Annotated in this window: 14 protein-coding genes; 7 read left to right on the forward strand and 7 right to left on the reverse strand. The window is 52.1% G+C overall.

Going from position 1 to position 15,117, the window contains the following annotated elements; all coding sequences use genetic code 11:
• Positions 1 to 151 precede the first annotated feature (151 nt).
• The 4 genes from L4D79_RS26780 (at position 152) to xni (ending at position 6,606) form a co-directional block, all read left to right on the forward strand.
• A complete protein-coding gene (locus L4D79_RS26780; RefSeq protein ID WP_428656276.1) occupies positions 152 to 2,431 on the forward strand; it encodes a tetratricopeptide repeat-containing diguanylate cyclase in 2,280 nt (759 codons plus the stop codon).
• Between the two features lie 133 nt (positions 2,432 to 2,564).
• On the forward strand, positions 2,565 to 4,121 hold the full coding sequence (locus L4D79_RS26785; protein WP_428656278.1) for a sensor domain-containing diguanylate cyclase: 1,557 nt from the start codon (positions 2,565 to 2,567) through the stop codon (positions 4,119 to 4,121).
• A 231-nt stretch (positions 4,122 to 4,352) separates the two neighbouring features.
• The gene (gene ppnN / locus L4D79_RS26790; protein ID WP_428656280.1) at positions 4,353 to 5,729 is read left to right on the forward strand and encodes a nucleotide 5'-monophosphate nucleosidase PpnN; all 1,377 of its coding nucleotides are present in this window, start codon (positions 4,353 to 4,355) and stop codon (positions 5,727 to 5,729) included.
• Between the two features lie 100 nt (positions 5,730 to 5,829).
• Entirely contained in the window at positions 5,830 to 6,606 is a 777-nt protein-coding gene (gene xni / locus L4D79_RS26795) for a flap endonuclease Xni (protein WP_428656283.1), read from the forward strand.
• A 202-nt stretch (positions 6,607 to 6,808) separates the two neighbouring features.
• On the opposite strand, the gene rlmM is transcribed toward xni, so the two are convergent.
• Genes rlmM through L4D79_RS26815 form a run of 4 tightly spaced genes read right to left on the reverse strand, consistent with a single transcriptional unit; the run spans position 6,809 to position 9,909 of the window.
• Positions 6,809 to 7,891: a 23S rRNA (cytidine(2498)-2'-O)-methyltransferase RlmM gene (rlmM, locus tag L4D79_RS26800; RefSeq protein WP_428656285.1), complete on the reverse strand. Its 1,083-nt coding sequence runs from the start codon at positions 7,889 to 7,891 to the stop codon at positions 6,809 to 6,811.
• A gap of 9 nt (positions 7,892 to 7,900) precedes the next feature.
• Positions 7,901 to 8,284 carry a DUF423 domain-containing protein gene (locus L4D79_RS26805; RefSeq protein ID WP_428656288.1) on the reverse strand — a complete coding sequence of 128 codons (384 nt, stop codon included), beginning with the start codon at positions 8,282 to 8,284 and terminating at the stop codon, positions 7,901 to 7,903.
• 9 nt (positions 8,285 to 8,293) lie between these two features.
• Positions 8,294 to 8,974, reverse strand: a complete 681-nt coding sequence (locus tag L4D79_RS26810; RefSeq protein WP_428656291.1) for an alpha/beta family hydrolase — start codon at positions 8,972 to 8,974, stop codon at positions 8,294 to 8,296.
• A gap of 14 nt (positions 8,975 to 8,988) precedes the next feature.
• Positions 8,989 to 9,909, reverse strand: a complete 921-nt coding sequence (locus L4D79_RS26815; protein ID WP_428656293.1) for a transcriptional regulator GcvA — start codon at positions 9,907 to 9,909, stop codon at positions 8,989 to 8,991.
• Positions 9,910 to 10,387: 478 nt separating this feature from the next.
• Here L4D79_RS26815 and csdA point away from each other — a divergent pair, with 478 nt between their 5' ends.
• Positions 10,388 to 11,608, forward strand: coding sequence for a cysteine desulfurase CsdA (csdA, locus tag L4D79_RS26820; RefSeq protein ID WP_428656295.1), 1,221 nt, complete (start codon positions 10,388 to 10,390; stop codon positions 11,606 to 11,608).
• Between the two features lie 8 nt (positions 11,609 to 11,616).
• Complete coding sequence (csdE, locus tag L4D79_RS26825) at positions 11,617 to 12,048, forward strand: cysteine desulfurase sulfur acceptor subunit CsdE (protein WP_428656297.1); 432 nt, start codon at positions 11,617 to 11,619, stop codon at positions 12,046 to 12,048.
• Positions 12,049 to 12,145: 97 nt separating this feature from the next.
• On the opposite strand, the gene tcdA is transcribed toward csdE, so the two are convergent.
• Both tcdA and mltA read right to left on the reverse strand, forming a co-directional pair.
• The gene (gene tcdA, locus L4D79_RS26830) at positions 12,146 to 12,958 is read right to left on the reverse strand and encodes a tRNA cyclic N6-threonylcarbamoyladenosine(37) synthase TcdA (RefSeq protein WP_428656299.1); all 813 of its coding nucleotides are present in this window, start codon (positions 12,956 to 12,958) and stop codon (positions 12,146 to 12,148) included.
• A 90-nt stretch (positions 12,959 to 13,048) separates the two neighbouring features.
• A complete protein-coding gene (gene mltA / locus L4D79_RS26835; protein ID WP_428656302.1) occupies positions 13,049 to 14,137 on the reverse strand; it encodes a murein transglycosylase A in 1,089 nt (362 codons plus the stop codon).
• A 250-nt stretch (positions 14,138 to 14,387) separates the two neighbouring features.
• Between mltA and L4D79_RS26840 the strand changes: the two genes are divergently transcribed.
• Positions 14,388 to 14,621: a hypothetical protein gene (locus L4D79_RS26840; RefSeq protein WP_428656305.1), complete on the forward strand. Its 234-nt coding sequence runs from the start codon at positions 14,388 to 14,390 to the stop codon at positions 14,619 to 14,621.
• Positions 14,622 to 14,634: 13 nt separating this feature from the next.
• Here the strand turns inward: L4D79_RS26840 and L4D79_RS26845 are convergent, their stop codons facing one another.
• Entirely contained in the window at positions 14,635 to 15,036 is a 402-nt protein-coding gene (locus L4D79_RS26845; protein WP_428656307.1) for a DUF2850 domain-containing protein, read from the reverse strand.
• Positions 15,037 to 15,117 lie beyond the last annotated feature (81 nt).

The following is a 15,117-nucleotide window of genomic DNA, read 5'->3' on the forward strand; positions in this document are numbered from 1 at the left end:
TGATTGATACACAGAGATGTGCAAATTATTACTCAGTTTGGTGTATACCCGAGTTACTTGGGGATTAGTCCAGCAAATTCGAAGACTTTGCTGGACTTGATAAGCTAACCCATTAATATTGGTGGTACTGTTTTTTTGGGTTCTTGAAAGTATGTCTGCTAGCCGTTGGCTGTTCCGTTTGCTGTTGATTGGCATTATCTCGTTCAGCACACAAGCTAAAATTTTTACCACGCCTATCCTGGCAGAAGCCAATGAGCTGCTCCAAACCAACCCTGAGCAATCTCTGGTTCTCACCACCCGCTATCTCGACCAGCGCCGGTTAAGTGCCCCCAAAGAAACCTCCCGCGTTCACATCAATGACGAAACTGACCATTCAATCCGAACACCGCTGAGTACCGTCAATGCGTTACAAATCTTAGCCCAGGCCCATTTGCTGCTCAATCAACCTGACAAGGCATTGGCGGCTATCAAACAAGCTAGCGATATCTCCACCGAGGAAAACCTCACGTTCAGCCGGCTCGAAAGCCAGTTGATCCGTGCCGATATTTACTGGGGCAACCTAAAAAATAACGTCCGCTCGCTGAAAATGCTGGATAAGATTGATGCGGATATTGCATCAAGCACCAACCTGATGCTCGACAGCCAGATCAAACGTCTGCAATACCAGTCACTGATGCAACGCTCGATCATCCAATCGGCCACTGCAGAAGAAAATCTGGCAGAAAAAGGCTTCCTCAAGGCCAAACGCTACCTAATCAACCTCGATGATCCCGGTGAATTAATCCATTACCAACTGGTTGTCGGCCGACATTATTTCAAACATGGCCACTACGATACCGCACTGGACCGCTTGCTGAGCGGCTACTGGCTTGCTGTCGAGAATGAAGACCAAGCCCAAACGGCGATTGCCAATTACGAGTTGGCGGTTCTGTTCGAGCAGCGTAAGGTCTTTGACAAAGCATTGGAGCATGCCACCCAAGCCGGTGAGTTTTTCGAACATTACGATCGCAGCCGGCCACTCGCCAAGACACTGGAGCTGATCGCTTCAATTTATGAGCAGCAAGGCCGTTACAATCTGGCCCTGGTTCATTACTTCAACGCGCTGGATCAGGAAAATCAGCTGAACAGCGAAATTCGCTCGGCGAGGCTAAGGCTTAACATCGCCCGGGTTTATCTCCAGCTGTACAACTACCCGAAATCAGAGCAGTACCTGCACCATACCCGCTTGCTTGCCACCCAGACCGGCAACGAGGCAATCTTGGCCGATGCCCAAATTCTCCAGGGAGAGCTGGAACTGGCCGAAGGCAACATCGAAGAGGCTATCTCCAACCTGCAAACCGGATTGATTGCTGCCAGCCGTCTCGGCAACAGTGATCTCCAGCTGACAGGGGAAAGCCTGCTGTCAAAAGCATTCGAACAACAGAGCGACTTCTACAATGCCCTGCTGAGCCAGCGCCGGTATGAACAGCTGTTCTCGACCAAACAGCAAGCACAGGTGAAAAGCAACGTCGAAGTTTTCAAGCAGCAGCAGCGCATGCTGGAGCGCTCGCTGCACCTCGAAGAGCTGGAGCGCCAGCAATTTGAGAGCAGCAAAGCCTTATACAAACAAAAAAATGTCACCATCTTCCTGTTCTGCCTGACCGGCGTCATTTTTATCCTACTGATGAGACGCCACAAGACCGCCAAACAGCTGCAGGCACGCCTGCTACGCCTTCGCAGCGACTTCTATACCCACCCGCGCAGCGGGCTGCGAAACTTACGGATGCTGACCGCCAAACTGCCTAACTCCCTGCAGCAGAGCAGCGCCAACTTCGAGCAATGGCACCTTGGCGAGATCATCAACGAGCCACTGAGTGACCGCTTGCGCTTCGCCCTGTTCGAAGTGCCGTTCCTCAAGCACATTTACCTCAAGCATGGCTACCAGCAAGGGTTAGAACTCGAGCGCCAGTTTGGTGAATACCTCACCGAGCAAATTTGCGAACCGGCCAGGCTGTACCACTTCTCCGATGCGATGTTCTTGTATATCGAACCAAACTCACGGCTCGATTCGGCACCGGAACAGCTGGCGGGATCTCTGCAGCAGCTGGTTGACCGCTTCCTCGAAAACAAGCACATCGACAACCGGGTCAGGATTGGCATGGCAGAATACCCATTCCTCCCTCGGGCCTACACCGCGATCAATGACCACGAGCTACTCGATATCTTGCTGATGGCGACCAATGCCGCCCGCGAGATCAGTAAGCAGGAATCAGGCAGCCAGTGGGTTCACCTCAGTGCCATCGATGCCGCCCCAGCCGCCAGTTTTGCCAGCGATAATATCCGCCGCTCGTGTATCCAAGGCATCCATAATGGGCTGGTAAAAGTACAAACTTCAGGCAATTGCGATATTAGCTGGAACAACGATCACGTTTCTGACAAAAATATCAGTTAATGTGATGGAATTAACGGCTCCATGGCCGATAACTATGAATTAAAATAGAGTTTTTGCTAGCATGATTTTCCTTATCACTTTTTAACCAGCTGATAAGAAACAAGTTTACCACCATGGACCACACCGTAACCCTGTGACAGACATAAATGCCGTAGCTTCCCAATTGAGTCAGTTGAAGCTACGTTTGGACCAAGCTCAACTTACCCACCGTGACGCCTCTCTGAAGTCCCGGCGGGAAATCGCGATCCTGAAACGTCTGATCAGCCGGCTATCAGTGGCTTGCCGTGGGTTAGACTTAGAGCTGGATGAGAAGCTGGGCATGCTGCGCCAGGATCTGGAACAGCAGAAAGACATCAGCCTGCTCATCCCACGTATTGCGGTCGTTGAACGGCTGGCAAACCGGATGGGAGATGCCCACCCCAAAGAGCGGGAGCTGCTGGATAGACAATTCCAACGCAACAGTGAAATCCTGCGCCGTTTTCCCGGCCTTCCCGCCCAGTTAAAACGCGACCTCCACCAGCTACTCTCCCAGCCAGCCACGACACTGTCAGGATCACTCCAGCATGTTCTTGGTTTAATGTCGCTGTATGAGCGAGCCTTGAAGCTGGTCGCCACCAAGGGGCTGCAGAATAACCCGGCAGCTATCCAGCAAGACTTGTTGATGAAGCTGACCGCCGAATTGCAGCACTTGATCACCGAGCTCGACTTCGATGGAGAAGCCGGAGACAAGCTGCTAACCATCAGGAATCAATTACTCAAAGGCGTACTGCCATCAGAGCTACTGACAATCGCTCTCGAAGTGTTGCGCCTGGTGCTCGCTGGGACCCACCAAGAGCGCCAAGCCTCACAACAGTTTCTTGATAGTGTGAACGGTGAACTGGGTACCCTGTGCAAGACCACCCAGCAAAGTGCCGAACAAAGTCACACCATATACGAACACCGCGGTGAGATGACCGACGAGCTGGCCGAGCTGGCCCAGTCAATCAAGTCTGGCCTGCAAACCCATAAGCAGCTTGATAGCTGGCGGCCCGAACTGACGCACTTGACCAAAGAGCTACTGGTGCTTGCCGAGCGTAATAAGGCACTGGAAAAACGGGAAAAGGCCTTACTGGAGCAGCTAAGCTACAACAAATCGAAGATCGAACACCTTTACGATCAAACCATGGATTACCGCCAGCGGCTAACTGACCAAGAGCAGCGTATCTTCCTCGATAACCTGACCAAGGTGTACAATCGCACTGCTCTCAATGACCGTCTCGAGCACGAGTACCGGCGCTGGTTGCGTTACCAGCACCCACTATGCGTGACCTTGGTCGACATCGACAACTTCAGCACGGTGAACCAGCAATATGGCCATCAGGCCGGTGATAAGATTTTAAAAATTATCGCCCGGACTATTCGCAAGCAGCTAGAGCCTACCGATTTTATCGGCCGCTTCGGCGACGATGCTTTTATGCTGATCCTACCGGATGTTAGCGAAGAGCAGCGCAACCTGCGCCTTACCGCTATTCGCCAAGCCATTGCGCAGCTGCCATTCCGCTTTCGCGACAACAACATCGCCATCACAGTCTCGATGGGGGCCACCCTGTTCGAGAGCAACGATACCCCGACTGACATCATTGAGAGAACCGACAAAGCCCTCACTGGCGCACGCAGCGCTGGCAGCAATCGAATTTTCTGGATTTTCTGATCACACTGTAAATCATCACCCTATCAATGGCTGGTAAAAAACGGCATCTCTGTGTATGGTAAATATATCAGTCACTTGTATCTAATACTTTTCTCATAGGCTGATCTTCAGGAAACAGAGTGTACTCCCGAGCGGTTTACTTTCTGCTTCATCCGGCAGTATTCACCGATTCTTCCTACAATGAATACACCCAGTGGATACCGCCGTCTTGTCATGATCAGGGAGGTAATCATGATCACTCATATCAGTCCGGTAGGTTCAATGGACCTACTTTCTCAGCACGAAGTCGACTTGCTCAAAGCAACGGCCTCCAGCGACATCTACCGTCTGTATCGTAACTGCTCGTTGGCGGTACTCAATTCTGGCAGCCACACCGATAATTCAAAAGAATTGCTCGAAAAACACAAAAGCTTCGATGTGAACGTCATGCGGCGTGAACGCGGGATCAAACTCGAACTGATGAATCCGCCAGAGCACGCCTTTGTCGACGGTCGGATCATCCGCGGAATCCAGGAGCACATGTTTGCCGTTCTGCGCGATATTGTTTACGTCAACATGCATGTCCAGCAACGCAAAGACATCAACCTGACCAGTGCACCGCACATTACCAATTTTGTCTTCAGTGTGTTGCGCAATGCCCAAACCGTCCGCTCCGGAGGCGATCCCAACATTGTTGTATGCTGGGGCGGCCACTCCATCAATCCTATCGAGTACCAATATACCCGTGAGGTCGGCAACGAATTGGGACTACGCGAACTCAACATCTGTACTGGCTGCGGCCCTGGAGCGATGGAAGGACCGATGAAAGGAGCGGCCATTGGCCATGCTAAACAGCGCTATCACAACAGCCGCTTCATTGGCCTGACCGAGCCGTCAATTATTGCCGCCGAGCCCCCTAACCCGATAGTAAACGAGCTGGTGATCTTGCCGGATATCGAAAAACGTCTGGAAGCATTTGTCCGAGTCGGCCACGGTATCATTATCTTCCCCGGCGGGGCAGGTACCGCCGAGGAACTGCTCTATATCCTCGGTATTTTGATGGAACCAGAAAATGCCGACCAGCCTATGCCGGTCGTACTCACCGGCCCCAAAGAATCCGAGCCTTATTTCCGTACCCTTGATAGCTTTATTCGCGATACCTTGGGTGATGCCGCAACCAAGCATTACCAGATCATCATTGATGATCCTGCCCAAGTGGCACGGGTCATGAAATCGGCCATGCCGCTGATCAAAGAACAGCGCTTGGCGACTGGCGACGCCTACAGCTATAACTGGTCACTGACGATTCCGCCGGAATTCCAGCTGCCGTTCGAACCCACCCATGAATCAATGGCCAGCCTAGATTTACATATGAACCAGCGACCAGAGCATCTTGCAGCCAACTTGCGACGAGCCTTCTCGGGCATTGTTGCCGGTAACGTCAAGGAAGAAGGGATCCGCGAAATCGAGCGAAAAGGGCGCTTTAAAATCAACGGTGATGTCGCTCTGATGAAGCGAATGGACAAACTGCTAACACAATTTGTCGAGCAACAACGGATGAAACTACCCGGTAGCCATTACGAGCCCTGCTACGAAATCATCACCGCCGCCGCACCAATTGCGAAATAATCACGCTCTGCTGCCAGATGACGGTGCACATTAGTTGCAACAATGCGTACAATGAAGGGTCTGTTGACCCTTTTTTCTTTACAGCTACACGGTTTACGCTATGTCGTCTATCCACCTTGTCATCATTGATGCCCTCAACCTGATCCGCCGCGTCCATGCCGCTCAGCATGGTGAGCCCGATATCCCAAACACGGCCAAGGTCTGCTGTCAGGCTCTGGGGAAAATCATCAAAAGCAGCCAGCCGACCCATATTGTCGCGGTCTTTGATCACCATGGTGATGACAGGGGGTGGCGCGCCGAACTGCTCCCACACTATAAGGAAGGGCGAAAGCCGATGCCCGAAGAACTGGTGACCGGGATGGATGTTATCCAGGATGCCTTCATGGATATGGGGATCGATTCATTGCTGTCAGACGGTGACGAAGCAGATGATTTGGTCGCGACACTGGCACTGAAAGTTGCGACGCGTGGCCAGCAAGTAACAATCATCTCTACCGACAAGGGTTACTGCCAGCTGCTCCAGCCGACATTGCGGATCCGTGATTACTTCCAGCAACGCTGGCTCGACAGCCCGTTTGTCGAAAAAGAATTTGGCGTCAAGCCCGAACAACTGCCGGACTACTGGGGACTGGCTGGGATCAGCTCAAGCAAAATCCCGGGCGTGACCGGGATCGGCCCCAAGGCCGCCGTCGAACTGCTCGGCCTCTACTCTAACCTAGAGGCCATTCTGGCTGCCGATGATCTGCCCGCCAAGTGGCAGAAGAAAATCGACGCCAGCCGTGATGAAGCCCTCGCCTCCAAGCAAGTGGCATCGCTGAAAACCGACCTAGTACTCGGCTTCAATCTGCAGGATATTCGTTTTACGGCGGGAGGATAGGAAGAGCGAATCCTGGGTCCTAGGTCCTAGGTCCTAGGTCCTAGGGAAGAAATTACCAAATCCTAGCTTAATCAAGCTTTTGAATTTTGATCTTCCTAGAACCAAGGGCCCGCTTTTCCTAGGCCTGCTGTCACTCCATATTTCCTATCCGACCAATACAAAAACACCACCCGGAGGTGGTGTTTTATAACTATGCCTAGCACTAGTGCGGCGAGCGGTTATCCAGACGCTGGATATGTACCGTGATTTCTTCACGGTCGTGGTACAGGTGCTTGGCCTGTAGCTTGAACTTCACGCCGTTCTGGATCAGGTACACTTTCAGGTTCTCGATGTCCTGCAGTACCTCGTCGTAGCGGCCTTTCATCGGCAGCTTGAGGTTAAAGATAGCTTCCTTCGCCCAGGCCTTGATCAGCCAATCACCCATCAGGTGAGCCACACGGGCCGGCTTTTCAATCATGTCACAAACAATCCACGTCACGTTCTTACGCGGCGGCTCAAACTTGAAGCCATCAACCGCATGGTGCTTGACCTGTCCGGTATCCATCAGGCTCTGTGCCATCTGACCATTATCAATCGCGTGGACAAACATCGAGCGCTTCACCAGCTGATATGTCCAACCACCAGGGCAAGCCCCCAGATCAACCCCCCACATGCCGGGAGCCAGACGCTCATCCCACTCTTCTCGTGGAATAAAGACGTGGAAGGCTTCTTCCAGCTTCAGGGTTGAGCGGCTTGGCGAGTCCGACGGGAACTTAAGGCGCGGGATCCCCATAAAGAACGAAGAATTGTTGAATGTGTAAGAGTAACCCACAAAACAGCAGCCCGGCGCAATGAAACACAGGTGCATAACCGGTTTTTTCAGGTTGTCCTTATTGTACAAGGCTCCAGACTTTCGCAATGCCTGACGTAGCGGCACAGTGAACTTGCGGCAGAACTTCAGCAGCTCTTTGGCTTCGTTGGTATCCGGTGTTTCAACACGCAGATCGCCACAGCGAGGGAAATCCACCACCGTTTCCATGATTGGAGAAATACGGTCTTCTTGCGGCAGATCTTCCAGCATCGGCATGACTGCAACCATCTGGCGGGCAAAGATCAGCTCGGCAAACGGTTGTTGCTGGATAAACTTATCCGCATCACCCGACTGGTAGAACTCAAACAACACATAGCCGCTATTGTTTTTCGCGCGAGGAAAGCCATACAACTCCAGTGCATTTGCTTTGTCTTGAACTTCACCGGCACACTCTTTCTCGAAGCCGGGACGGCAGTACAACAGAACTTGATTCACTCTCAACCCTCAAGCTGAACGCCAGGCAGCCACTGCAAGCACTACCCAGCCTATGATAAAACAGACGCCTCCCATCGGGGTGATGGGGCCAAACCACTTAATACTCGTCAATGCCAGCGCATACAGGCTGCCACTAAAGAGTATGATCCCTGCCACAAAAAACAGGGCTGCGTATAATACCCCTTTTGAAGGAAGAATGCGTGCCAATATTGCACAGCCAAAAATCGCCAAGGAATGCCATGCCTGATACTGGACGCCAGTTTCGAAGACCCCAAGCAAATACGGCGGCAGCTGTGACTTTAGACCATGGGCAGCAAATGCCCCCAGAGCCACTGTAACCGCCCCGCTCAGTGCGGCAAACACCAACAGCCAACGGCTTGCTTTATCCATCATATTCCCTCTCTAGGCCGTACATTCAGTGATGAACTTCGCCAGTAACTTCACGGTCAACTGCCGATTGCCAAGCTCGGTATGGCCCGATGCTTTGCGCGGCTTGAAACTGTGGTCACCATCGGGCAGGAAGCCAACCTCGACGCTCGGGGCATATTGCCAGCCTTCCACTTCGCTGCGGGTGCCGAACGTATCGCGCTCCCCCTGCAGGATCAAGGTCGGCAGTGCGATGGTTTGCAAATGATCGCCGCGAAAATTCTCTGGCTTGCCCGGCGGATGAAACGGAAAGCCCAAACAAGCAACACCTTTGACTTTATCTTGGCAATTCGTCACATCCGGCGACGCATTGGCGATATCAGTCACCATCAGGCTGGCCATACGTCCCCCCATGGATTTGCCGCCGATCACCAACTTGCCATCTTGGGCAAACGCCTCGATGTGGCGCTGGAGATCCAGCAGCAGCTTAGGTTGCCTGTCTGGCGGACGTTTCTTGCCATCTTCACGGCGCTTGACCATATAGGGAAACTCAAACCGCACCACCCGGATCCCCTTCAGGGCAAGGCCTTTGGCGATATCGGTCATAAATTCATGCTCCATGCCCGCCCCGGCGCCATGGGCAAACAGGAAGGTCGCGCTATATTCTCCGCTTGGCGGCATATCAATGATGTAATCAGTCACACTCGTCTCCAGCATTATCCCTGTTAATCTTACAAACCATCTTCGACATCTGGCATATCTTCCTGCTCACGGGCAGCCTTGGCCAACACCCAATCGCGGAAGGCCTGGATACGGCCGGTTTCGGCCTGACGTTCTTGGCACACAAGGAAGAAGGCATTCTTGCTCATCAACACCTCATCGAATGGGCATACCAAGCGGCCCGCTTCCAACTCAGGCTGCGCCAGTACGTTGTTGCCAAGGGCAATTCCCTGACCGTGTGCCGCTGCCTGAAGCACCATGGTCGAGTGACTGAAAATCGGTCCCTGATTGACGTTGGTCCCTTCAATGCCGTGATGGCGCACATAGTTTTTCCACTCCTTGCGAGAGGTATCATGCAGTAGGGTGTGGAGTTTCAGATCATCCAACGTGCGAAGCGGTTTCGCACCATTGAGCAGCATCGGAGAGCAGACCGGCAGCAAGAACTCCTGGTACAGCTTATCAGCGCGCAGCCCCGGCCAGTTACCCCGACCGTAGTAGATAGCGACATCGACATCTTCGGTTAACGAGCCCTCATCCAAGTCCACCGCTTTAATCCGCACATCGATATCCGGATGTTGCTCGTTAAAATCTGCCAGACGAGGCACCAGCCACTGGATAGCAAAACTAGGAGGTAAACTAATGGTTAACGCTCCTTTCGCGCCGCGTTCCAAGACCTTATCAGTGGCATCTGAGATTGCAGAAAAGATGTCTTTTATATCGAGAAAGTAGCTTTGCCCCTCTTCAGTTAGCAATAAAGAGCGATTACGGCGGCGGAATAATTTGAGCCCCAAAAATTCTTCAAGCGCTTTAATTTGGTGGCTTACAGCAGCTTGTGTGACAAATAACTCTTCCGCAGCACGGGTAAAACTGAGGTTACGGGCCGCCGCTTCAAAGACTTTTAGCGAATTGAGTGGAGGGAGACGTCTAGACATACTTTTCCTGCATTAGTTTTTTTTATGGGAAACATTATAAATTGTCCATTGTTCAAGTGCTACATAAACCATATGATTTGCCCCGCAACGGTGAGCAAGGCCAAGTTTTTAGCCCTCAGGCATTTGACCGACCACACCGTTGCGATGTTGTGTTTGCATATTGTCCGGGTTATGCCGGATCGGTAGTCAATCTACCAATTTTACTTCCTGTATTTTTGACCTGTCTGTCAAAATAATTCTTGGCACTGCGCCCCAACGCAGTGCTTTTTTTTTACCTGTCACCGACTCTCCCTTCCTGTCACTCTCCTAACTTAGACGCATCGACGTCCTCCCAGACTAAATACCAGAGGTTTTATAGCCTATCCAATCGGAGTCACTCCGGTCGTTTGATATAATTGAAGCAACTGGAGAAATACTTGCCCTATTGTTTTTTTCGCCGCATGATCTCCTCCTTGTCTTTTTTGCTATGTGACACACCATGACTGCCCAATTTGATATCCAACGTATTCGCCAGCAATTTCCCGCCCTGGCCCAAGAATGCAACGGCCAGCCACTGGTCTACCTCGACAGTGCAGCCACGACCCAAAAGCCGTTTGAGGTCATTGAAACAATCCGGCAGTACTACAGTGGCCACAATGCCAATGTCCACCGGGGCAGCCATACGCTTACGGCAACAGCCACGGCGCAGTTCGAGCAAGCAAGAGAGACGGTGCAGCACTTCATCAACGCCGCCGACAGCAAGGAAATTATCTGGACCCGTGGCGCAACCGAAGCCCTCAACCTGATCGCCCAGACCTATGCCCGCAATACCCTCCAAGCCGGGGATGAAATCTTGGTCAGCGAGCTTGAGCACCACGCCAATATCGTACCGTGGCAAATTGTCGCCGAGCAGACTGGCGCTAAGGTCGTCAAAATCCCGATGCACAGCGATTGCACGTTAGATATGGATGCCTTCGCCCAGCGTTTGACACCCAATACCAAGATAGTCGCCGTTGCCCATGTCACCAATGTGACAGGCACCCGCAACCCAGTCGAAACCATTATCAAGGCCGCCCACGCTATAGGTGCGATTACTGTGATTGACGGTGCCCAAGCCGTTGCCCACGAGCGCGTCGATGTACAGGCTTTGGATGCCGACTTTTACGTTTTCTCCGGCCATAAAATTTTTGCCCCGGCAGGGATCGGTGCACTGTACGGCAAAAAGGCCCTGCTTGAAGCGATGCCACCCTGGCACGGCGGCGGTAAGATGGTCGAAAAAGTCAGTTTTGACGGCACCACCTTCTCAGCCCTACCGGGTAAATTTGAGGCCGGCACCCCCAATGTCGCAGGCAGCTTAGCGATGGCGGCAGCCGTCAACTGGATGAAAAGTATCGATCACGAAGGTGCCGAGCGCCATATCCACACATTGCGCCAGCGGGCCATCGAAGGGATCCAAGGTATTGAGGATTTACGGATCATCGGCCTCCAGCCGGAAGCGAGTCTGTTTTCCTTTGTGGTCGATGGCGTCCACCACCAGGACATCGCTACCTTGCTCGACCAGCAAGGGATCGCCCTACGCGCCGGGCATCACTGTGCCCACCCGATGATGGATGCCCTCAATGTCAGCGGTACCCTCAGGGTGTCCATTGCGCTGTATAATACCCAACAAGATATAGACCAATTTATTGCGGCGCTGCACAAAGCCTGCAGCCTGCTTTAGGAGAGATTATGACACTGCCAAGCCATCCTTTCGGTACCGAAATTACCTGTGAGGCAATCATCGCTCAAATGGCGACGGCCAATGGCTGGGAAGATCGCTATCGCAACGTGATCCAGCTGGGAAAGAAACTGCCTGCCATGCCTGAGGAACTCAAACAGGAACAACTCAAGGTCAGTGGGTGCGAAAGCCAGGTTTGGCTCACCCACCAGCAGCAGGAAGACGGGACTTTCCATTTTGCCGCAGATTCCGATGCACGTATCGTCCGCGGCCTGATCACGCTGGTACTGGCAGCCTTTGAAGGCAAGAACGCCCAGCAGATCCAAGCGTTCGATATTGACGGGTATTTTGAGCAACTCAACCTGATCGCTCACCTCAGCCCTTCTCGTGGCAACGGGCTCAAGGCGATTGTCGAGCAGATCAAGACCCTGGCTGAAGATTAATTTCACTAGGCGCCGCTCGCCAATAACCATCGGGCAAAACAAAAAAAGCGAGGATAAATCCTCGCTTTTCTTTTATTCAATCGCGTATCCCAACACGCTATTTTATCAGGTGCTTATCCACCAGCTTCTGCAAAATACGTGATACCGCCACAAAGCCAAAGGTCGCCGTCACCATGGTTGCAGCACCGAATCCGCTGGCACAATCCATTCGCTTCGGCCCTTCAGCCGTCGACTTTACACCACATACCGACCCATCAGCCTGCGGGTACTTCAACTGTTCGGTCGAGAAGACACAATCAATACCAAACTTGCGCTTTGGGTTTTTCGGGAAATTATGGTGGCGACGCAGGGTATCACGCAGCTTTTTCGCCAGCGGATCCTGAATCGTTTTGGTCAGATCAGCGATTTGGATTTGGGTCGGGTCAATTTGACCACCCGCACCGCCGGTAGTGATCACCTTGTACTTGTTGCTCTTGCAGTAAGCCAGCAGTGCCGCTTTCGGCTTCATGCTATCAATAGCATCCAAGACATAGTCATAGCGTCCGTCGATATATTCAGACAGATTCTCTGGGGTGATAAAGTCATCAATAAGGTTGATCTTGCACTCAGGGTTGATCAGCTTGATACGCTCGGCCATCACTTCAATTTTGCTTTGCCCCACCGTGCCTGACATAGCATGGATCTGGCGGTTGATATTGGTGACACAGACATCATCCATATCAATCAGGGTCAACTCCCCGATCCCTGAACGTGCCAGCGCTTCTGCTGCCCACGAGCCGACACCGCCAATACCAATTACGCACACATGCGCGGCACGGAAAATTTCCACTTCGCTGTTACCATACAAGCGGCGGGTCCCACCGAAACGTTGGTTGTAATTGTCTGATGCTGGGGTATCTAGTTCTCGCATGGCTATTCCGCGCTGATTCACACATTCATAAAGAAAGAGTGCGATTTATACGCACTCTTTGGGAAATTGTCCAGTCAGCAGAAAGCTAAACTATGGTGCCACCCAAGGCTGCTCGGTTTTCGTGCCCTGCAGCCCGAGTTTCCAGACCCGGCCAAAGTGCTTGTAATGGCCTGCATCTACGCCTGCTTGGGCGCCCATACCATGATACAAGTCGAGGTGGTTTTTCTTCACCGCCCCGCCAGTATCAAGTGCCATTAATAATTTAAGCACATGCTGACCATTCCAATTGCCTGCTTCATCAAGCTGCGGTACCTCAGCCAACAGTACACTGCCCATCGGCAAGTAGTCGCGATCAGCCGCGACCGACGCGAAGGCCTGCAGCGGGATCCCTGCCGTTCCCATCACATCGAGATTATCCTGTGGCTTGAAGAACACATAAGACGGGTTCTGCTCCAACAACTCACGAGCTGTTTCCTCATCCTGCTGGCTTACCCACTCATCAATCGCCTTGAGCGACATTTTCTCGCGCGGGACTTCACCTCGCTCGATAAGGATACGCCCGATACTGACATAACGGTGACCATTCTTACCGCGGTAAGCAAAGTACTGTAGCTCGTCATTATCATCGAAATGCACAAAACCACTGCCCTGTACTTCCATCATGAACACATCTAGCATCGAGGCGCTGTAACCCAGCTCCAATCCCTTACCTTCCAATGCCCCATCATAGATCTCAGCCCGGCTCGGGCATTGACCGTCACATTCCGGCATGCCGTAAACCGGGTAGCGGTATACGTCATCCGGCTGATGGCGCAACTCAATCACCGGTGAAAAGTAACCCGTGAACATTACGTTACCGTTGCCGTCACCGCCGCCCATCTGGGCAAGCTCGATACCGAAGTTACCCAACTCAGACAGATCACCGCCTTGGGCAACCCAGTTCTCTACCTGCCGGTAAAGGGCCTGATACGTTCCTGCCATCGACGGAGAGCGTTCAATCACCTTCTCCATCTGTGCCGAGAAACGGCTAAAGTCTTTCGGCTTGTCTGACTCTATAACCGTAACCTGGTTGAGTACCTGTTCAAACTCCCCATCCAGGTATTGCTGACCACGATCAGTTGGCTTGGCACACCCCACCAACCCCATAATAAAAAGAGCAATTGTTGCTTTTCGAAACACCGTGAATCCTATATCGTCTTGTTTGGAATCCAATTTTCACCAGTGTAACCAACTGTGGCACCCTCGCCTACAAGTGGTTACTTACGAAATGGTATTTTTCCCTATCTGCCTCTTTCCATTGTCAGCAGTTTGTCTGAATTGCGTCGCATTCCACGCCCATATGACACTTTTGTCATATTTGTGTCATAGTCGTCCTGTAATTAATAAAAGCGTAACAGGAATGTCATCTAAGAACGCAAGGAGGCGTCATATGTACCAACCGCTCAAAGTAGGCAAAGACACCCTCTTGAACATCAATTCAATTGAATACCAGTGGATACGCAATTTGGTCAGTGAAGGGAATTCGCCACACCATATCAATATAGTGATCCAGCGATGTTTAGGGGGTAACCTTGATACTGCCGATATCATGAGGAAAGTGGCTCTCAAGCAGCTCCCTGTTAACCAGCTACTGCGGGAGCTCCCCAAAATACCGATGAACTGATGGTGTCAATGAACTAGTGGGACTGACGCAGGGCGATCTTCTGGCGAGAAAAAGAAGAGATATAATGCGCCGGACGCTGGCGGATCAACCTGCCAGACAAGAAAGAATAAGAATAAAGGGTGCCTCCCCGTAGGTACTCAAGAGTGTTGCCATCCCATTGGTATTGGGTATTTACCTGACGGCCATCGACAAACACCCCTTCCGGGCGAATTTCAAAACTGTCTGCCGCGTAGGGGGCGACATCCTGCTCAAGCCACATTCCGTTGATGTCAGGAAGGTTGCTAGAATGTACTTTGCTACCATCTAGCAAGCCGGCCAATAGCAACCCCAATGCCAATGCACCGGTCGCGGCGGCAGCCACGGCAAAACTGATCAGTCGATGTGTAAACAAGGGTGTTTTTTGCTCTGTGGACATAACTTCTTAAATTTAGCGCTTTCCCGCTAAATATACCCCATAGCGCGCTAATATCGGGAGTTATCTGCCAACCAAAACAGA

This window comes from Photobacterium satsumensis (assembly GCF_050336935.1).
GTDB lineage: Bacteria > Pseudomonadota > Gammaproteobacteria > Enterobacterales > Vibrionaceae > Photobacterium > Photobacterium satsumensis.